The sequence below is a fragment of the Xanthobacter sp. YC-JY1 genome (genome assembly GCF_021730305.1).
Lineage (GTDB): Bacteria > Pseudomonadota > Alphaproteobacteria > Rhizobiales > Xanthobacteraceae > Xanthobacter > Xanthobacter flavus.
On sequence record NZ_CP032674.1, the window covers coordinates 4,435,859 to 4,453,970 of the forward strand.

The 18,112-nt window shown below is 67.7% G+C and carries 19 protein-coding genes; 6 read left to right on the forward strand and 13 right to left on the reverse strand.

From position 1 onward, the window contains the following. Positions 1–86: 86 nt before the first annotated feature. From murJ to ispH, 4 genes are all read right to left on the reverse strand, one after another. Positions 87–1,646, reverse strand: a complete 1,560-nt coding sequence (murJ, locus tag D7006_RS20865) for a murein biosynthesis integral membrane protein MurJ (RefSeq protein WP_237354414.1) — start codon at positions 1,644–1,646, stop codon at positions 87–89. Between the two features lie 72 nt (positions 1,647–1,718). Continuing rightward, complete coding sequence (gene rnhA / locus D7006_RS20870) at positions 1,719–2,174, reverse strand: ribonuclease HI (RefSeq protein WP_229646349.1); 456 nt, start codon at positions 2,172–2,174, stop codon at positions 1,719–1,721. Continuing rightward, positions 2,171–3,136 (reverse strand): homoserine kinase, encoded by a 966-nt coding sequence (gene thrB / locus D7006_RS20875; protein WP_237354415.1) that lies wholly within the window; start codon positions 3,134–3,136, stop codon positions 2,171–2,173. Before thrB ends, rnhA begins: the two co-directional genes overlap by 4 nt. Before the next feature lie 3 nt (positions 3,137–3,139). Then, on the reverse strand, positions 3,140–4,141 hold the full coding sequence (gene ispH / locus D7006_RS20880; RefSeq protein ID WP_237354416.1) for a 4-hydroxy-3-methylbut-2-enyl diphosphate reductase: 1,002 nt from the start codon (positions 4,139–4,141) through the stop codon (positions 3,140–3,142). Between the two features lie 253 nt (positions 4,142–4,394). Here ispH and D7006_RS20885 point away from each other — a divergent pair, with 253 nt between their 5' ends. Beyond that, positions 4,395–5,099, forward strand: coding sequence for a DUF1013 domain-containing protein (locus D7006_RS20885; protein ID WP_237354417.1), 705 nt, complete (start codon positions 4,395–4,397; stop codon positions 5,097–5,099). A gap of 90 nt (positions 5,100–5,189) precedes the next feature. On the opposite strand, the gene D7006_RS20890 is transcribed toward D7006_RS20885, so the two are convergent. After that, on the reverse strand, positions 5,190–6,020 hold the full coding sequence (locus D7006_RS20890) for a universal stress protein (protein WP_229646346.1): 831 nt from the start codon (positions 6,018–6,020) through the stop codon (positions 5,190–5,192). A 343-nt stretch (positions 6,021–6,363) separates the two neighbouring features. Here D7006_RS20890 and D7006_RS20895 point away from each other — a divergent pair, with 343 nt between their 5' ends. Continuing rightward, positions 6,364–7,398: a glycosyltransferase family 2 protein gene (locus D7006_RS20895; RefSeq protein ID WP_237354418.1), complete on the forward strand. Its 1,035-nt coding sequence runs from the start codon at positions 6,364–6,366 to the stop codon at positions 7,396–7,398. Further along, a complete protein-coding gene (locus D7006_RS20900) occupies positions 7,395–8,243 on the forward strand; it encodes a ChbG/HpnK family deacetylase (RefSeq protein ID WP_237354419.1) in 849 nt (282 codons plus the stop codon). The genes D7006_RS20895 and D7006_RS20900 overlap by 4 nt, the downstream gene beginning before the upstream one ends. 118 nt (positions 8,244–8,361) lie before the next feature. Here D7006_RS20900 and D7006_RS20905 read toward each other — a convergent pair whose 3' ends face one another. From D7006_RS20905 to uvrC, 7 genes are all read right to left on the reverse strand, one after another. Then, on the reverse strand, positions 8,362–9,006 hold the full coding sequence (locus D7006_RS20905) for a CoA transferase subunit B (RefSeq protein WP_229646343.1): 645 nt from the start codon (positions 9,004–9,006) through the stop codon (positions 8,362–8,364). After that, positions 9,006–9,719 (reverse strand): CoA transferase subunit A, encoded by a 714-nt coding sequence (locus D7006_RS20910; RefSeq protein ID WP_024277290.1) that lies wholly within the window; start codon positions 9,717–9,719, stop codon positions 9,006–9,008. The genes D7006_RS20905 and D7006_RS20910 overlap by 1 nt, the downstream gene beginning before the upstream one ends. A 107-nt stretch (positions 9,720–9,826) precedes the next feature. Continuing rightward, positions 9,827–10,594 (reverse strand): glucose 1-dehydrogenase, encoded by a 768-nt coding sequence (locus tag D7006_RS20915; RefSeq protein WP_237354420.1) that lies wholly within the window; start codon positions 10,592–10,594, stop codon positions 9,827–9,829. A gap of 145 nt (positions 10,595–10,739) precedes the next feature. Further along, positions 10,740–11,210, reverse strand: a complete 471-nt coding sequence (locus tag D7006_RS20920) for a molybdenum cofactor biosynthesis protein MoaE (protein WP_237354421.1) — start codon at positions 11,208–11,210, stop codon at positions 10,740–10,742. A gap of 5 nt (positions 11,211–11,215) precedes the next feature. Beyond that, positions 11,216–11,467: a molybdopterin converting factor subunit 1 gene (gene moaD, locus D7006_RS20925; protein WP_237354422.1), complete on the reverse strand. Its 252-nt coding sequence runs from the start codon at positions 11,465–11,467 to the stop codon at positions 11,216–11,218. Next, positions 11,464–12,105 (reverse strand): CDP-diacylglycerol--glycerol-3-phosphate 3-phosphatidyltransferase, encoded by a 642-nt coding sequence (gene pgsA, locus D7006_RS20930; protein WP_210257646.1) that lies wholly within the window; start codon positions 12,103–12,105, stop codon positions 11,464–11,466. Before pgsA ends, moaD begins: the two co-directional genes overlap by 4 nt. A gap of 100 nt (positions 12,106–12,205) precedes the next feature. Further along, entirely contained in the window at positions 12,206–14,482 is a 2,277-nt protein-coding gene (gene uvrC / locus D7006_RS20935; protein WP_237354423.1) for an excinuclease ABC subunit UvrC, read from the reverse strand. 280 nt (positions 14,483–14,762) lie between these two features. Between uvrC and D7006_RS20940 the strand changes: the two genes are divergently transcribed. Next, positions 14,763–15,368, forward strand: coding sequence for an outer membrane protein (locus D7006_RS20940; RefSeq protein WP_169121645.1), 606 nt, complete (start codon positions 14,763–14,765; stop codon positions 15,366–15,368). 246 nt (positions 15,369–15,614) lie between these two features. Next, entirely contained in the window at positions 15,615–16,310 is a 696-nt protein-coding gene (locus tag D7006_RS20945) for an outer membrane protein (RefSeq protein ID WP_229646336.1), read from the forward strand. Between the two features lie 65 nt (positions 16,311–16,375). On the opposite strand, the gene panD is transcribed toward D7006_RS20945, so the two are convergent. Then, the gene (gene panD / locus D7006_RS20950; protein ID WP_169121647.1) at positions 16,376–16,825 is read right to left on the reverse strand and encodes an aspartate 1-decarboxylase; all 450 of its coding nucleotides are present in this window, start codon (positions 16,823–16,825) and stop codon (positions 16,376–16,378) included. Positions 16,826–17,043: 218 nt separating this feature from the next. Here panD and D7006_RS20955 point away from each other — a divergent pair, with 218 nt between their 5' ends. Beyond that, positions 17,044–18,051 (forward strand): Gfo/Idh/MocA family protein, encoded by a 1,008-nt coding sequence (locus D7006_RS20955; protein ID WP_237354424.1) that lies wholly within the window; start codon positions 17,044–17,046, stop codon positions 18,049–18,051. The last annotated feature ends 61 nt before the right edge of the window (positions 18,052–18,112 follow it).

Sequence of the window (18,112 nt, forward strand, 5' to 3'; positions counted from 1 at the left end):
GAAAATCGGCGGATCGATAGCACAGCGCGGGTGCGATGCAAAATAGCAGATTTGCGGAATGTCAAATTTGGAAGGCTTCCGAGGCCTCAGGCCGCGGGCGGTAGCGGCGGAGGCGCCCGCCGTCCGATCACACCGGCGATAAAGCCCCGGCCAAGCAGCAGCCATAGTCCGGCGAGATAGGCGGCGCCTCCCCCCAGCACCACCAGCGCCAGCATCAGCTCGTCGCGCGCGCCCATCCCCCCGGGCAGGATCGCCGATGCCGCGGCCTGCGCCCCGACGAGCGCGGCGCCCACCACCACCAGCAGCCCCACGAGCCGTACCAGATGCCCGCCGAGGGCCGCATCGCCCACCGGATAGCCCCGGCGTACGGCGAACAGCACGAGCAGACCCACATTGATCCAGCCGCCCACCGCCGTGGCGAAGGCGAGGCCCACCTGGGCGAAGCTGCCCATGAGCGCGAACTTGAGCGCCACGTTGAGCGTGACCGCGGACAAGGAGGCGATCATCGGCGTCTTGGTGTCGCCGCGGGCGTTGAACGGGGCGATGAAGGCGCGCACCACCACGAAGGCGAGAAGGCCGACGCCGTAGGCGCGCAGGGTTGCCGCCGCATCCGCCGCATCTGCCGCCGTGAAGGCGCCGCGGGCGAACAGCGCCCGCATGGTCAGGTCCGGCACGAGAAGCGCGGCGGCGACGAACGGAATGGCGAGAAGCGCCGCCAGCTCGATGGAGCGCGCCTGGGCGTGGGCCGCCCCGGCATCGTCCTTCGCCGCGAGGCGCCGCGACATTTCCGGCAGCAGCACGGTGCCGACCGCGATGCCGACCACGCCGATGGGCAGCTGGTTGATCCGGTCCGCATAATAGAGCGCGGAGAGCGCGCCCACCGGCAGGAAGGTGGCGATGATGGTGTCGGCGAAGAGGGCGATCTGCACCCCGGCCGAACCGATGATGGCCGGCCCCAGCGCCTTGAGGAACTGCCGCGTGCCCGGATCAAGCTTCGGCCGGGCGAAGCGCAGCCCGAGGCCGTGCCGCTCCGCATCCACGCCCACGACGAACAACTGCGCCACGCCCGAAATCAGCACGCCCCAGGCCGCCGCATGGCCGGCCGTCGGGAACAAAGCGGCGCAGAGCAGGGTGCTGACCATGCAAACATTGAGCAGGATGGGGGCGGCGGCGGCCACGGCGAAGCGGTCGGAGGCATTGAGCGCGCCCGTCACCAGCGTCGCGATGGAGATGAGCGCCAGATAGGGGAAGGTGATGCGGGTGAGCGTCACCGCGAGGTTGAAGCGCGCGCCATCCTCCGCGAGGCCCGGGGCCAGCAGCGAGACGAATTGCGGCGTGAAGCCCAGCGCTAGCGCCAGCAGCACGGCATGCACCAGCGTCATGGCGGTGAGGATTTCGTCGGCGAACCCGCGCGCCACGGGCACGCCGTCCTGCTCCCTGAGCCGGGCATAGGTGGGCACGAAGGCGGCGTTGAACGCACCCTCGGCGAAGATGGCGCGGAAATGGTTCGGCAGCCGGAAAGCGATGAGGAAGGCGTCAGCCACCGGGCCGGCACCAAGCACGGCCGCCATCACCACGTCGCGGATGAAGCCGGCGAGACGGGAGAGCAGCGTCAGGCCGCCGACGGAAAGGATATTTCGGAACATGGGGTGCGGGCGGCCGGCGGTCTGGCGAAAGGGTGGCCGGACCCTAATGGCCCGCGCGCGGCAAGGAAAGCCTCACCCGCCGAGGCGGGCCTTCAGCTTAAACGGGGCCATGCCTTCGCGGGCGAGTTCGTCGGCGCGCTCGTTTTCGGCGTGGCCGGCGTGGCCCTTCACCCAGTGCCAGCGAATCTCGTGGCGCTTGAGCGCCTCGTCGAGGCGCTCCCACAGGTCCTGGTTCTTCACCGGCTTCTTGTCGGCGGTGCGCCAGCCGTTGCGCTTCCAGCCGTGCATCCACTTGGTGACGCCGTTCTTCAGATATTCGCTGTCCGTGTGCAGATCGACCGCGCACGGCTCCTTGAGGGCCTCAAGGGCCGAAATGGCGCCCATCAGCTCCATGCGGTTGTTGGTGGTCAGCACCTCGCCGCCGCAGAGCGGCTTCTCGTGGGCGCCGAAGCGCAGCAGCGCGCCCCAACCGCCGGGGCCGGGATTGCCGGAGCAGGCCCCGTCGGTGAAAATCTCCACGGACTTCATGCAGCGAGACCGTAATCCTGCGCCCGCTCCACCGCCTGGTGGAAGCGCAGCTTTTTGAGATATTCCAGCGGGTCCTTGGGCCGCACCAGCGCCCCCTCCGGCACGTTCAGCCAGTCCACGAGGCGAGTCAGCAGGAAGCGTAGCGCCGCACCGCGGGCGAGGCGCGGCAGGGCCGCCTTCTCATCCTCCGACAGGGGCCGCACGGCCTCATAGCCGGCGAGCAGCGCCCTTCCCTTGGTGACGTTGTAGGCGCCATCCGCCTCGAAGCACCAGGCGTTCAGGCAGATGGCCACGTCGTAGGCGAGGAAGTCGGTGCAGGCGAAATAGAAGTCGATGATCCCCGAGAGCTGGTCGTCGAGGAAGAAGGCGTTGTCCGGGAAGAGATCGGCATGGATCACGCCCGAGGGTAGGTCCTGCGGCCAGTTCGCCTCCAGCACGGCTAGCTCGGCCGCGACCGCTCCGGAGAGGCCCGGAGCCACCGTGTCCGCCGCGGCGCCGGCCGCCTCGAACAGCGGCCGCCAGCCGGCGACGGAGAGCGCATTGGCCCGCTTCAGCGGAAAATCCGCTCCGGCGAGATGCAACTGGGCAAGGCCCCGCCCAAGCTCCGCGCAATGGTGGGCCGTTGGCCGGCGCACCGAGACGCCCGGCAGGAACGTGACCATCGCCGCCGGCCGCCCCGCAACTTCCGCGAGGATCGCGCCGGACCGCGCCGCCACCGGCTCGGGGCAGGACAGGCCGCGCGCGGCGAGGTGCTGCATGAGGCCGACGAAGAACGGCAGGTCCTCGCGCCGCACCCGCTTCTCGTAGAGCGTGAGGATGTAGCTTCCCGTCGTGGTCTGGACCAGGAAGTTGGAATTCTCCACGCCCTCGGCGATGCCGTGGAAGGAAGTGAGGGAGCCGATGTCGTAGCCCGAGAGGAAAGCCTCCAGCTCAACCGGCGCCACATCCGTATAGACCGCCACGCTCTACTCCGCCGCCGCATCCGGCCGCAGCACGCGCGGCAAGGGGAAAAAGACGTCTTCCTCCGTGGAGGTCACGGTCTCCACGCGCACGTCGTAGCGCGCGGCGAAGGCGTCGATGATCTCCTCCACCAGCACTTCCGGGGCCGAGGCGCCGGCGGTGACGCCGAGGCTGGACAGGCCCGAGAACACCGACCAGTCAATGTCCGCCGCCCGCTGAACCAAGGCGGCACGGGGGCAGCCCGCCCGTTCTGCCGCCTCGCGCAGGCGCTGGGAATTGGAGGAATTGGGCGCACCCACCACGATCAGCGCGTCCACCTTCGGCGCGATGACCTTTACGGCCTCCTGCCGGTTGGTGGTGGCGTAGCAGATGTCTTCCTTGTGCGGCTCGGCGAGCTTGGGGAAGCGCCGGCGCAGGATGGCCACCAACTCCGCCGTGTCGTCCAGCGACAGGGTGGTCTGCGTCACATAGGCGAGGTTTTCAGCGTCCGGCGGCGTCACCCGCTCGGCCTCATCGGCCGTCTCGATCAGGGTGAAGGCGCCATCCGGCAGCTGGCCGATGGTGCCCACAACCTCGGGATGGCCCTTGTGGCCGATGAGGAGGATGTGGCGGCCGCGCTTGAAGTGCACCTGCGCCTCGCGGTGCACCTTGGTGACCAACGGGCAGGTGGCGTCGATGGCGAAGAGGTTGCGGCCGGCGGCCGCCTCCGGCACCGACTTCGGCACGCCATGGGCGGAGAAGATGACCGGTGCGGTGGTATCCGGCACCTCGTCCAGCTCCTCGACGAAGATGGCGCCCTTCCGCTTCAGGTCTTCCACGACATATTTGTTGTGCACGATCTCGTGCCGCACATAGACCGGCGCACCGTAGAGCTTGAGCGCCTGCTCCACGGCATCGATGGCGCGCACGACGCCGGCGCAGAAGCCGCGCGGCGCCGCGAGCAGGACTTTCAGCGCGGGCTTTTCGGCGGGCGCGGCACGGTCGGGCACGATCGGGGTGTCGGACATGGCGCGAATTGGCGACCTCCTTGGGCCGGTGTCAAGCTTCGGCGGCGATTTCCGAGCCGACAGCATTGCGGGAATTGCAACTTGTGACCGGCCCGCTTATGTTGGCGCCATCCCGGACACATGCGATGCATTCCGCGGTCCGCCCCGAAAGGTGGGGTGGCCAGGCGAAGACGCATATGCCCGACGCATTCTTTCATGACCGGCACGTCCCACCCCGACGGGCCCGATAGACCAACAAGCCCAAGAGGCCGTCATGTCGAACGTACCTTTGATGCCCAAGGCCACCGCCGTCTGGCTCGTGGACAATACGGCGCTCTCCTTCGAGCAGATCGGCGACTTCTGCAAGCTGCACCCGCTTGAGGTGAAGGGCATCGCCGACGGCGAGGTGGCGCAGGGGATCAAGGGGCTCGACCCCATCTCGACCGGCCAGCTGTCCCGCGACGAAATCACCCTCGCGGAGAAGGACCACAACCGCCGGCTGCGCCTGCTCGACCCCAAGGTGCGCCTGCCCGAGCAGAAGAAGCGCCGCGGCCCGCGCTACACCCCGGTGTCGCGCCGCCATGACCGACCCAACGCCATCCTCTGGCTGCTGCGCAACCATGCGGAGCTGAAGGACGCGCAGATCATCCGCCTGGTCGGCACCACCAAGGCGACGATCCAGTCCATCCGTGACCGGTCCCACTGGAACTCGCCCCAGCTCTCGCCCATGGACCCGGTGACGCTCGGCCTGTGCAGCCAGATCGACCTCGATTTGGAAGTCCAGCGCGCCGCCAAGGACCGTCCGGCCGTCGTCGGCCAGGAAGACCGCGGCGCCACCCTGCTGCCGGCGGATGTCACCACCGGTCACGACGAACACGAGGACGAAGCGCCGAAGGGCCGCGAGAGCCTCGATCTCGAGACCGTGTTCGCCAAGCTCGGCGGTTCGAAGAAGAACGAGGCCGAGGACGACGAGGACTGAAGCCTCGCCTCCTCTGCACCATTGGAAACGAAAATGCCCCGGCTTCGGCCGGGGCATTTTTGTTTCGGGACCGTCCAAACTGGAGCGCCCTCAGTGGGCCATCAGCACCGGCACGGTCATGGTGTTGAGGATTTCCCGCGTCACGCCGCCGACGATCATCTCGCGGAGGCGCGAATGGTTGTAGCCGCCCATCACCACGAGGTCGGCACCCTGGTCCGAAACCTCGTTGAGGATGGCCGAGGCCACCGACTCGCCCGAGGCGACCGGCAGCTTGCGCACAGTGGCGGACAGGCCGTGGCGCGAGAGATGGCGCGCCACTTCGGTCCCGGCCGTATCTTCATCATCGGCATGGGTGACGACCCGGAAGATCTCCACCACCTTGGTCCGGTGCAGCAGAGGCAGCGCCTCGGCCAGCGCACGCGCGGCCGGACGGCTGCCGTCCCAGGCCACCACGACGCGCTCGGCGGTGAAGGGCTTGGTCTGGACGTAAGGCACGATGAGGACGGCGCGGCCGGACTCCATCAGCACCGTCTCGGAGATCACCTCTTCCGGACCGGGCTTGTCGGGATCCGGCTGGGCGACGACCGTGAGATCATAGAGCCGCGCCAGTTCGGCGAAGCTGTTGGCCGCGACGCCGAGCGAGGCGGAGAGGCTGCGCACCTCGTGCGACAGGCCCGCCGCCGCGGCAGCGGCGGAGAAGCGCGCGGCCGCCTTTTCGGCGGCGGCCTGGTTCTCCAGCACCTGGGCATCGATGAAGTCGGTCGGCAGGGCGCCCATGTAGAAGGGCGGAACGTCGATCTCATACGCCACCGACAGCCCCGTGAGATGGGCACCGAAGCTGGCGGCAAGGCTCGCCGCGTAGTCGCAGGCGACGTCCGTCTCGACCCCTTGGGCGAGATTGACCAGAATGTCGCGAATCATGTGGGAAGGCCCCCGTTCGGCCGTTTGAACGACGCGACCTTACCCTAAACTCGCCCAAAGTCTCGGGTCTTGATGTGGAGCAATCGGCTCCGGTCTTCGGGGTCGCACGCATGCGGCGGGAAATGACCGGATCAGCCAAACATCCCCTGGAAATGACGACGCGGCCGCCCTGGGGGAAGGCGGCCGCGCCAATGGCACGATCACTTGGGGGGGATGATCGCGCTGACCTGAGAACGCCGGTTCCGCCGCCGGGTTCCACGTGGATCGAAAAAATTTTGCGCAATTGTCCGCAGCCCCGGCTAGATGCGGTCTCCATCCCCGGCGCGGGATCGACGGTAGTATCATGACACCTGACTTAAGCATCGTCATACCGCTGTACAACGAAGCCGCCGGCCTTCCCGGCTTCCACGACCGCGTCACGGCCATCGCCTCGGCCGAGGCGGAGCGGCGCGGGATGCGGGTGGAGATCGTCTATGTGGACGACGGCAGCCGCGACGGCTCGGCGGCGGTCGCGGCCTCCCTCCCGGCGGATCGGGCGGACGTGCAGGTGGTGGCTCTCAGCCGGAACTACGGCAAGGAGGCCGCCCTCATGGCCGGCCACGACCATGCCCGCGGCGATGCGGTGATGTTCATGGACGGCGACGGCCAGCACCCGCCCGAGATGATCCCGATCTTCATCGGCCTGTGGAAGGACGAGGGCTGGGACGTCGCCTATGCGGTGAAGGCCGATCGCTCCGACGAGGCGACGAGCCGGCGCATCTTCGTGCACACCTTCTACAAGCTGCTGAATTTCGGGGCCACGGCCCGTATTCCCGAGGATGCCGCCGATTTCCGCATCCTCTCCCCGCGCGCTGCGGCGGCCCTGCGGCGGATGCCGGAGCGCAACCGCTTCTTCAAGGGCCTGACGAGCTGGATCGGCTTCCGGCAGGTGGCCGTGCCCTATCGCCCGGCGCCCCGGGCCCATGGCTCCACGTCGTTCAACTTCCTGCGGCTGCTCGGCCTGTCCATGGAGGCGCTCACCTCCTTCTCGCCGGCCCCGCTGCGGCTTGCCGCCCTGTTCGGCGCGGCGCTCGCGGGCCTCGCCTTGTTCTATGGCAGCTGGATCGTCGTGGAACGCCTCGTGTGGGGCATCCCCCTGCCCGGCTATCCGTCCATCGTCGTGGGCCTGATGGTGATCGGCGGCACGCAATTGCTGGTGATGGGGCTGATGGGCGAGTACATCGCGCGCATCCTGTCCGAGATCAAGGCGCGGCCTGTCTATTACGTGGCCGACCACGTCTTCAACCGCGCGCCCCAGGCGGAGCTGGACGTGCCGGCGCACGGACAGGCGCAGGTGATCTCCCATCCGGCGGTTCTCGCCTCGCGGGGCGACCAGTGAAGCGCGTCATCCTCTGCGCCGACGACTACGCCATTTCCCCCGGCGTATCCGAGGCCATCGCGGCGCTGATCGCCGACCGGCGCATCAATGCCACCTCGGTGATGACCGTGTTCGACGGTCTTGGCCCCGCCGCGCGGGCTCTGGACGATGCCGCGGCCGACACCGGCGCCAGCATCGGCCTGCATGTCACCCTCACCGGTGCCTTCGCGCCACTGACGGCGGGCATGGCCGAACCGTCAGGCGCCCTCCCCGCCTTGCCCCGGCTTCTGCTCTCGGCCCTCGCGCGCCGGCTCGATGCCAAGGCGGTGGAGGCGGAGGTGGAGGCGCAGTTCGCCGCCTTCCAGGACGCCTTCGGCCGGCCGCCCGACCATGTGGACGGGCACCAGCACGTGCATGTGCTGCCGGTGGTCCGCACGGCGGTCATCGCCGCCACGGCACGCCACGCCCCCCGTGCGTTTCTGCGGGATGTGACCCCGGCGCGCGGAGCGCTCAACGGCCTCGACATCAAGGGCCGCCTGATCGGCGCCTTCTCCACCGGCTTCGCCCGCGATGCGGCGCGCGCGGGGCTTGTGACCAACCGCGGCTTCGGCGGCGCCTACGATTTCTCCGGCGACCATGATTTTGCGACGCTGCTTGGCCATTTCCTCGCCGGCGTGCCGGATGGCGGGCTGGTGATGGTGCATCCCGGCCGGGTGGATGACCCGCTCGTCGCCCGCGATCCCCTCACCCATCAGCGGGAGGTGGAATACGGCGTGCTGCGCGGGTCGCAATGGCGCGACATCCTCGACGCCGCCGGTGTCAGCCTCGCGTTGCCGGACCTTCGCCGGACGAAGGCCGCCGCCTGAAGCGTTTCCGAGCCAAGTGGGTACCGGTTCGCGTGAAGGAAACGCGAAAAACGAGACACCCTGAACGAAAAAGGCGCCCGTGAAGGGCGCCTTTCCGAACCGTCCTTGCGAAGCGCGATCAGGCGAGCCCGACCTCGAACTTCGCCTCGGTCTTGGCCTTGATCTCGTCGAGGGTCACGCCCGGCGCGAGTTCCTTCAGCACCAGCGTGCCGCCGCGCTTGGTGAACTCGAACACGGCGAGGTCGGTGATCACGAAGTCGGTCACGTGCGTGCCGGTGAGGGGCAGCGTGCAGCGCGTGACCAGCTTGGGCGCGCCGGACTTCTCCACATGCTCCATGAGCACGATGACTTCCTTGGCGCCGGCCACGAGGTCCATGGCGCCGCCCATGCCCTTCACCATTTTGCCGGGGACCATCCAGTTGGCGATGTCGCCTTCCTCGGACACCTGCATGGAGCCGAGGATGGACAGGTCCATGTGCCCGCCGCGGATCATGGCGAACGAATCGGCGCTGGAGAAATAGGAGGTGTCGGGCACCTCGGTCACGGTCTGCTTGCCGGCGTTGATGAGGTCGGGATCCTCCTCGCCCTCATAGGGGAAGGGGCCGATGCCGAGCATGCCGTTCTCGCTCTGGAAGCTCACGGTCATGCCGGGCGGCAGGGCGTTGGCGACGAGGGTGGGGATGCCGATGCCGAGGTTCACGTAGAAGCCGTCGCGGATCTGCTGGGCGGCGCGGGCCGCCATCTGCTCACGGGTCCAGGCCATCACTTCACCTCTTCACGCTTGCGGGTGGTCACCTTCTCGATGCGCTTCTCGGCGCCGACCTCGACCACGATGCGGTCCACATAGATGCCGGGGGTGTGGATGTTCTCGGGATCGAGCTCGCCGACCTCCACCAGCTCCTCCACCTCGACCACCGTGATCTTGCCGGCGGTGGCCATCATCGGATTGAAGTTCCGCGCGGTCTTCCGGTAGACGAGGTTGCCTTCCTTGTCGGCCTTCCACGCCTTGATGATGGAGAGGTCGGCGACGAGGCCGGTCTCCAGCACGTAATGCTGGCCGTTGAACTCGCGGGTCGGCTTGCCCTCGGCGATGATCGTGCCGTAGCCGGTCTTGGTGTAGAAGCCGGCGATGCCGGCGCCGCCGGCGCGGATGCGCTCGGCCAGCGTGCCCTGCGGGTTGAATTCCAGCTCGAGGTCGCCGGCGAGGTAGAGCTGCTCGAACAGCTTGTTCTCACCCACGTAGGACGAGATCATCTTTTTGATCTGGCCGTTGGCGAGCAGGATGCCGAGGCCGAAATCGTCCACGCCGCAATTGTTGGACACCACGGTGAGGTGCTTCGGGCCGAGATCGCGGATCGCCGCGATCAGGTTCTCGGCGATGCCGCACAGGCCGAAGCCGCCCGCCATGATCGTCATGCCGTCCGAAACGATGCCCTCCAGGGCACTCTTCGCGTCCGGATACACCTTGTGTCGCATCACTTCCTCCTGGGCGCTCCCTGGGGCGCTGGCACCGAGATGAACTTATTGGGACATGGGGCGAAGCGAAAGCGGGTCCGCCGCGCAATCGCCTCCATGGGATTGGCTCAAAGCGACGATACGAGGTGACCGCCGTCCACCGCCAGCGTCGTGCCTGTCACATAGGCGGACGCATCGGAACTCAGGAACAGGAGCGGCCCCTCCAGATCGGCAAGGGCGCCGAGCCGCCGGGTGGGAATGCGCCGCACCAGCGCCTGCCCCGCTTCCGTGGCGAAGAAGTCGCGGTTGAGATCGGTCTCCACATAGCCCGGACACAGGGCGTTGGCGCGGATGGAGTGCCGCGCCCATTCCAGCGCCATGGACTTCGTCAGCTGCACCAGCGCCGCCTTGGATGCGGCATAGGCGGCCACCTGCCCGGCGACCCGCAGCCCGAGGATGGAGGCGACATTGATGATGGAGCCGCCCTTTTTGGCCTCGGCCATGGCCCGCGCCGCGGCCTGGGCGACAAGGAAGGAGCCCTTCAAATTGGTGTCGATGATGCGGCCGAAATCCTCGGCCGTCTCGTCCATCAGCGGCGTGGTGCCGGTGACGCCGGCATTGTTCACGAGGATGTCGAGCCCGCCGAAAGCCTCGACGGTCGCGGCAACCGCCGCGGCGGCGGATGCCGGATCGGTCACGTCGAGGGCGACGGCAATGGCGGTGCCGCCGGAGGCGTTGATCTCGTCGGCGAGGACGGCGCAGGCCTCGGCCCGGCGCGCCGCAAGCGCGACCTTGGCACCCGAGGCCGCCAGCCGGCCCGCGAAATACGCACCAAGACCCCCGGACGCCCCCGTCACCAACGCGGAGCGCCCGTCCAGCGAGACACGGAAATCCATGAAATTCTTCCCGGTAGCGTTTCTCTCACCTGCCCTGGGACCGTTTGCCGGTTCTTGAAAAGCGAGCGTCCGTTTTTCATAGCCGCGGCCCATGCTGCGGCGCAAGTGTCGCAGTGCAGATGGGGCACGGGAGCGGCGGCGGGGCCTATTCCCGCCAGCGGTCCGCGGCCGCGTCGTCGCTGGCCTTGGCCTCGACCCAGCCCCCGGAGCGGGCGACATCGAGCGGCTCTTCCTTCTTCCAGAAGGGGGCGCTGGTCTTCAGCCAGTCCATCAGGAATTCGGCGGCGGCGAAGGCGGCGGCACGGTGGTACGAGGCGGTGGCGACGAAGACGATGGGATCGCCCGGCTCCAGCCGCCCGTGCCGGTGCACCACGATGGCGCCGGTGAGCGGCCAGCGGCGGCGGGCTTCCTCGACGTGGCGCTCGATCTCCTCTTCCGCCATGCCGGGATAATGCTCCAGCGTCAGCGCGGCGAGACCCGCGCCGTCCGGGCCGGCATCGGCGCGGCAGAGGCCGGTGAAGGTCACGATGGCGCCCACATCCGTGCGCCCGGCGGCGAGCGCGGCGCTTTCCGCCACGGCATCGAACGGCTCACGCTGGATGCGGACGGCGAACATGGGCGTCAGCCCCCCGTCATGGGCGGAAAGAAGGCCACTTCCCGTGCGCCGGCGATGGCGGAATCCGGCTTCACGTGGCGGCGGTCGATGGCGGCGCGCACCACGGCGGGATTGTCGAAGGCGTAGGCATGGGCCTCGTCCTGCGCGGCCAGCCAGCGGGCGAGGTCGGCGACGGTTACGACCTCGGCGGGAGGCGTAACCTCCTCCTCGGCGAGCCCCACACGCTCGCGCAGCCACGCGAAATAGAGCACCTTCACCGCTCGTCCTCCACCAGATGGCGGGCGCCGGCGCGGAAATAGTCATAGCCGGTGTAGAGCGTGAGCACGGCCGAGATCCACAGCAGGGTCAGGCCGACGAGGTTCACCCCCGGCAGCACCGCCTCGCCCGCCGTGCCGGTGATGAGCACGCCCACGGCGACGAGTTGCAGCGTCGTCTTCCACTTGGCGAGGCGGGAGACCGGGACGGACACCCGAAGTTCGGCCAGGAACTCGCGCAGGCCGGAAACGAGGATTTCCCGACACAGGATGACGATGGCCGCCCAGAGCGACCAGCCGCGGATGGTGCCATCGGAGGCGAGCATCAGCAGGCAGGTGGAGACGAGCAGCTTGTCGGCGATGGGATCGAGCATCCGCCCGATGGCCGATTGCTGGGACCAGGCGCGGGCAAGGTAGCCGTCGAAGAAGTCGGTGATCGCCGCCGCCACATAGATGAACAGAGCCACCCAGCGCAGCCACACCCCGCCGGCGAGGATGTCCGACCAGAACAGGCTCGCGGCCACCAGCGGCACCGCCACGCAGCGCGAATAGGTAAGGATGTTCGGCAGCGACAGGGCATGCCCGCGGGAAGGCCGCTCGGTCGCGGGCGGGGCATCGGATCGTGTCGCTGCGTCGGACATGAGCACCACTTGATAAAGCACGGCCGCGATGGGACGCATCGCGCAGGTCATCGTTCCTATTTAGGCCGGGCGGGCGGCCGGCGAAAGCCTTGAAGGCTCCTCATGATGAAGGCCGCTCGTGGAAATAATCATACACCGCCTTGGCCGTACCAGCATTGATGCCCGCCACCTGCTCCAGATCGGCGAGTGACGCGCGCTCGATGGCCTTGAGCGTGCCGAAGTGGCGCAGCAAGGCGCGCTTGCGGGTCGGCCCCACCCCCGGAATGGCCTGAAGCCCGGCTTCCGTGATGTCCTTCTTGCGCCGCGCCCGGTGCGAGCCGATGGCAAAGCGGTGCGCCTCGTCGCGCAGCCGCTGGATATAATAGAGCACCGGATCGCGCGGCTCCATGCGGAACGGCGTGCGGCCGGGCAGGAAGAACTGCTCGCGCCCCGCCTCGCGGTCGAGCCCCTTGGCGATGCCCACCAGCGGCACGTCGGTGATGCCAAGCTCCTCCAGAACCTTCCGCGCGGCATTGAGCTGGCCGAGGCCGCCGTCGATCAGCACGAGATCGGGCCATGGCGAGGCGCCGGTGGCATCGGGCAGTACATCGGGCTCGTCTTCCGTCTCGGGCTCGGCCGGTGGTGCGGTGGAGGGGTCGTCACCTCTCACCTCACCCCCCAAGGCGAGCGGAGGCTCCGGCGACGCTTCGGTCCCTGCGGCGGCCTCGATCGGTGCCCGATGGTCTTCGGTGTCCCCGCCCAGCACAGCCGGTGCTCCCTCTTCCCTTCCGGGAGAGGGCGGGGGTGATGGGGGCACGGCCTCGGAAGCACTCGGAGCATTCTCCCGCGGCGCCTCCTTCAGCAGCCGCGCGAAACGGCGCGTCAGCACCTCGCGCATCATGCCGAAGTCGTCGCCCGGCACGAGATCGGCCGACTTGATGTTGAACTTGCGGTATTGCGACTTCCGGAACCCCTCCGGCCCCGCGACGATCATGCCGCCCACCGCGTTGGTGCCCATGATGTGGGAGTTGTCGTAGACCTCGATGCGCTGGGGCGGTGCCTTGAGGCCGAAGGTGGCGGCGACGCCCTCCAGCAGCTTCGCCTGCGTCGCGCTTTCGGCGAGCGTGCGCGCCAGCGCCTCGCGCGCGTTCTGCAAGGCGTGGTCGACGAGGTCGCGCTTCTCACCGCGCTGGGGCACGGCGATCTCGACCCGATAGCCGGCCTTCTCGGACAAGGCCTCGGCCAGAAGCTCCTGCTCCTCCACCTTGTGGGACAGCAGGAGAAGGCGCGGACAGGGCTTATCCTCGTAGAACTGGGCGAGGAAGGCGCCGAGCACCTCGGCTTCGGTCAGCGAGCGGTCGGCGCGGGGATAATAGGCGCGGTTGCCCCAGTTCTGACCGGTGCGGAAGAAGAACACCTCCACGCAGGTGGCCCCGCCCTGCTGGTGGCAGGCGAACACGTCCGCCTCCTCCACCCCGCGCGGATTGATCCCCTGCGACCCCTGCACCGCGGAGAGCGCGGCAAGGCGATCCCGCAGGCGCGCGGCGCGCTCGAACTCCAGTTCCTCGGCCGCCTGCTCCATCTCCTTGGCCAGTTCCTCCTTGATGGCGCGGGAGCGGCCGGAGAGGAAGGCGCGGGCCTCGCGCACCAGCTCGGCATAGTCCTGATGGCTCACCTCGCCCGTGCAGGGGCCGGCGCAGCGCTTGATCTGGAAGAGAAGGCACGGGCGCGTGCGATTCTCGTAATAGCTGTCGGAGCAGGAGCGCAGCAGGAAGGCGCGCTCCAGGGCGTTGATTGTACGGTCCACCGCCCAAACGCTGGCGAACGGGCCGTAATAATCCCCCGGACGGTTGCGCGCGCCGCGGTGCTTGGCGATCTGCGGCGAGACGTGATCGGCGGTGATGAGGATGTAGGGGAAGGACTTGTCGTCCCTCAGCAGCACGTTGAAGCGCGGCTTCAGCTGCTTGATGAGGTTGGCTTCCAGCAGCAGCGCTTCGGGCTCGGTGCGGGTGGAGACGAACTCCATCTGCGCCGTCCCGGCGATCATGCGGGCGATGCGGTTGGTGTGGCCGACGGGGCGCGTGTAGCTGAGCACGCGCTTCTTGATGCTCTTGGCCTTGCCAACGTAGAGCACGGTGCCGTCCGCCGCGATCATGCGGTAGACGCCCGGCCCGTTGGGCGCGTGCTTCACCGCGCGGATGATGGCGGCGCGGCCCGTGGCGAGGCTTTCCTCTCCCGGCAGCGTCTCGTCCGCGGGCTCGAGCTCGAGAAGGACGGCCTCTTCCGTCTCTTCCGCCGTTCCCTCACCCGCTCCCGGCGGCAAGGCTTCGCTCGGCGCGCCACCATCGGCGCGGGCAAGGGCAATCTCGGGTGGGGCGGCGGGGCGGCGGCGGGTCATGGATGCGTATGTAATGCGCCCGGTGCCCGGAGGGAACGGCGGAGCCGGCCGCCTGCTTTCACCGGGCGTCAACCATAGCGGCATTCGATTCTTTGGCCGGTCCGCGCGCCAGCCCCGCACAAGGCCAAAAATCCACATTCAGCGCAAAGTCATAGATAGTTACTACGTCATCAACCATGAGCGCGATCGACAGCAACCGCAGAGAATTAGGCAAGTTTCACCTGCGAGGGTGCGCGGAAGGCCGGATGCCAACCGGCCGGCCCCTCTCGGAGGATGATCCATGCGTATCCGTCTGCTTGCATCCGCCGCTGCACTGGCGGGCTTTGCTCTCGCCACGCCGGCCGGAGCGGCCGACCTCGGCTATCCGGCGCCCTACGTGCAGCCGGTGGCAGCCTTCACATGGACGGGCTTCTATCTGGGCGCCAATGCCGGCTATGGCTGGGGCTCCTCGTCCTTCAGCAGCCCGGGAGGTTTCCTCGGCGGCTTCCAGGCCGGCTACAATTTTCAATTCGGCAGCCCGTTCGTGCTCGGCGTCGAGACCGATTTCGCCTTCTCCGGCATGTCGGCCGGAGCCTACAGCCTCAACAATCTCGGCACCGTCCGCGCCCGCCTCGGCTATTCGTTCGACCGCGTGCTGGTCTACGGCACTGGCGGCTTCGCCTATGGTCAGGGCAGCGCGAACTTCTTCAGCCTCACCTCCTCCTCCACCCAGACCGGATGGACTTTGGGCCTCGGCGCGGAGGTAGGATTTGACCGAAACTGGTCTGCGAAGCTGGAATATCTTTATGTAGACTTGGGTAGCGCCACGTTCGCAACTGCGGTTGGTCCGGTAAATACTGGCTTGGATGCCAATATTCTTCGCGCGGGCGTGAATTATCGATTCTAGCGGGGGACGTAACGCAAGGAAAAGAAATGCGGCTAAACATGGGAACAATCCCAAATATGCCGCGTTTACGCGCCATTGTGTCACGGGAATTAAGAAAAGTTAGGAAAAGGCCACATCTCTGCCCGGTTTGATTTTTCGGGTGTGGCCGGATCGCTACAGACGGCACCGGGCAGGAGCTGTAAGAAAGAACCACCCGACGGCGACCTCCTCCGGGAGGGGCCGGCGAAACCACAAAGGTAGATACTCATGTTGAAGCGTGCACTTCTGGGCGCCACCGCCCTGGTTCTCCTCGCCGGCACCGCCTCCGCGGCCGACCTGGCCACCCGCTATCCGGTGAAGGCCGCCCCGATCCCCGTGCAGGTCTTCTCCTGGACCGGCTTCTACATCGGCGGCAACGTGGGCTGGGGCTGGGCTGACAACACCTACGACTACACCCCCTTCGCTTCGCCCACCTATAGCTACAGCCCCGGCACGTCCAACGGCTTCACCGGCGGTCTGCAGATGGGCTACAATTACCAGTTCGCCAACAACGTCGTGCTCGGCGTTGAGACGGACTTCAACTGGGCCGACATCAACACCAGCGGCGTTCTGCTCGGCGGCCCGCTCGGCGGCGGCGTGATCGACCAGAAGGTCGACTACTTCGGCACCATCCGCGCCCGCCTCGGCTATGCCATGGACCGCTTCCTGCCGTACATCACCGGCGGCGTGGCCTATGCCAACACCAAGTACACCGACCCCTACGGCCTCTCGGACAGCAACCTGAAGTGGGGCTGGACCGCCGGCGCCGGTGTCGAGTACGCCCTCACCAACAACTGGACGATCAAGGCCGAGTATCTCTATCTCGGCTTCGACAACAGCAAGACCAACTACATCAACGGCGATCAGCTGTCCGTCGGCAGCAACATCCAGACCGCCCGTCTCGGCGTGAACTACAAGTTCTGATCCGAAGCACCCCCTTGCATTGGGCCCCCGGCATCGCCGGGGGCCTTTTGCTTTGGGCGGTCCATTCAGACATCCGTCCGCAGCGGCACCTTCTTCTCCGAGCCGCTTTCGTCGCGCACCGCGAATCGGTAGGCGCCCGCGCTGTCGCGGGAGACCTCGTAGGTGAGCCGGCCGGTGATGCGGTTCTCCTTGTCGAAGGTCAGCACCTTCGGCCGCAGCGCCACGATCTCCCCTTCCGGCACATAGACCGAATTGCAGATGATGACCTCGTCGCCCGGCTGGCAGGTGCGTGCCGCCGCGCCATTGAGGACACAGCAGCGCGAACCGCGCTCACCCAGGATGACGTAGGTGGAGATGCGGGCGCCGGAATTGCGGTTCCAGATCTCCACGAACTCCAGCGGCAGGATGCCGGCCTCTTCGCAATGCTCGGGATCGAGCGTGATGGAGCCGTGATAATTGAGGTCGGCCCCGGTCACGGTCAGTCCGTGCAGCTTGCCGGCGACGATCTTGCGCATGCCCCTGTCCCCTCCTCCCTCAGTCTGGTCCCGGCGGGTGATAGGCCGGCCCATCGCCGGAGGAAATAGGATGCGGCCATCCCCCGCACCCGAGCGCGCGGTAACACGGGGATGCAATTCTTGAACGGGGCCAGGGGCCGGATTTGACCCACTGCCTCGCCTTCTTAACTATGATCGTGCTAGAGCGCGCAATCGTTGAACGGCAGAAGAGGGCTGAAATGGCTCATCCGGCAGCGCCCGATCAGGAGCGCGCCTCGAACCGTCCGGTACGCATCGGCGTCACGGGCATCGGCATCATGGGATCGAATCACGCCCGCGTGCTGGCTGAGCTCCCAGGCGCGGAACTGGTTGCGGTTGCGGATCCCGATCAGGCGCAGGCCCAGCGGGTCGCCAATTTTCTCGGCTGCAAGGCGGTGGGCGACCACCGCGAGCTCCTCGCCCTCGGCCTTGACGCCGTGGTGGTGGCAGCGCCCACCCATCTACACCACCCCATCGCCCTCGACGTGATCGCCGCCGGCTGCTCGGTGCTGGTGGAAAAGCCCGTCGCCTCCACCACCGAGGAAGGCCGCGAGATCGTGGCCGCCGCCCGCGAGAAGGGCGTCACCCTCATGATCGGCCATGTGGAACGGTTCAACCCGGCGGTGCGCGCCATCAAGGACGCCATCCGCGACGAGAACCTGCTGTCCATCGCCATCACTCGCGTCGGCCCCTTCCCGCCGCGCATGTCGAATGTGGGCGTGGTGATCGACCTCGCGGTGCACGACATCGACCTGATCCGCTGGTTCACCGGCTCGGACATCCTGGAAGTGCAGCCGCAGACCCGCGCCGCCATCGCCGAGCGCGAGGACATCGCCCTGCTGCAGTTCCGCACCGCCACCGGGGCGCTGGCGCACATCAACACCAACTGGCTGACGCCCTTCAAGGCGCGCACGGTCCACGTCGCCACCTCCAAGAAATACGTGATCGGCGATCTGCTCACCCGTCAGGTGACCGAGCATTTCGACTATCGCCCCGACGGCTCCTATTCCACCCGGCATCTGCCGGTGGCCTATGCCGAGCCGCTGCGCGCGGAACTGGAGAATTTCCTCTCCTCCGTGCGCACCGGCCGTCCGCCGGAAGTGACCGGCGAAGAGGGTGTGGCGAGCCTGGAGATCGCCATGGCCTGCCTGCCCGGCGCCGCCGCCTCGGCGCGCGCCTCCTCCACCAAGCGCCGCGCGGTGGGCTGAGCCTGCCGCTGAACGCGTGCCGCGCCGGCGTTTCGCCGGCGGGCCGGTGCGCGCCTGCGAA

Bases quoted from the DNA above. Each gene is read 5' to 3' on its own strand.
- D7006_RS20940 (WP_169121645.1), top strand. From the start codon at position 14,763: ATGCGTATCCGTCTGCTTGCATCCGCCGCTGCACTGGCGGGCTTTGCT.
- uvrC (WP_237354423.1), bottom strand. From the start codon at position 14,482: ATGACCCGCCGCCGCCCCGCCGCCCCACCCGAGATTGCCCTTGCCCGC.
- D7006_RS20890 (WP_229646346.1), bottom strand. From the start codon at position 6,020: ATGATTCGCGACATTCTGGTCAATCTCGCCCAAGGGGTCGAGACGGAC.
- D7006_RS20945 (WP_229646336.1), top strand. From the start codon at position 15,615: ATGTTGAAGCGTGCACTTCTGGGCGCCACCGCCCTGGTTCTCCTCGCC.
- D7006_RS20885 (WP_237354417.1), top strand. From the start codon at position 4,395: ATGTCGAACGTACCTTTGATGCCCAAGGCCACCGCCGTCTGGCTCGTG.
- D7006_RS20910 (WP_024277290.1), bottom strand. From the start codon at position 9,719: ATGCGACACAAGGTGTATCCGGACGCGAAGAGTGCCCTGGAGGGCATC.
- D7006_RS20915 (WP_237354420.1), bottom strand. From the start codon at position 10,594: ATGGATTTCCGTGTCTCGCTGGACGGGCGCTCCGCGTTGGTGACGGGG.
- ispH (WP_237354416.1), bottom strand. From the start codon at position 4,141: ATGTCCGACACCCCGATCGTGCCCGACCGTGCCGCGCCCGCCGAAAAG.
- rnhA (WP_229646349.1), bottom strand. From the start codon at position 2,174: ATGAAGTCCGTGGAGATTTTCACCGACGGGGCCTGCTCCGGCAATCCC.
- D7006_RS20955 (WP_237354424.1), top strand. From the start codon at position 17,044: ATGGCTCATCCGGCAGCGCCCGATCAGGAGCGCGCCTCGAACCGTCCG.
- pgsA (WP_210257646.1), bottom strand. From the start codon at position 12,105: ATGTCCGACGCAGCGACACGATCCGATGCCCCGCCCGCGACCGAGCGG.
- D7006_RS20905 (WP_229646343.1), bottom strand. From the start codon at position 9,006: ATGGCCTGGACCCGTGAGCAGATGGCGGCCCGCGCCGCCCAGCAGATC.
- panD (WP_169121647.1), bottom strand. From the start codon at position 16,825: ATGCGCAAGATCGTCGCCGGCAAGCTGCACGGACTGACCGTGACCGGG.
- D7006_RS20895 (WP_237354418.1), top strand. From the start codon at position 6,364: ATGACACCTGACTTAAGCATCGTCATACCGCTGTACAACGAAGCCGCC.
- murJ (WP_237354414.1), bottom strand. From the start codon at position 1,646: ATGTTCCGAAATATCCTTTCCGTCGGCGGCCTGACGCTGCTCTCCCGT.
- D7006_RS20920 (WP_237354421.1), bottom strand. From the start codon at position 11,210: ATGTTCGCCGTCCGCATCCAGCGTGAGCCGTTCGATGCCGTGGCGGAA.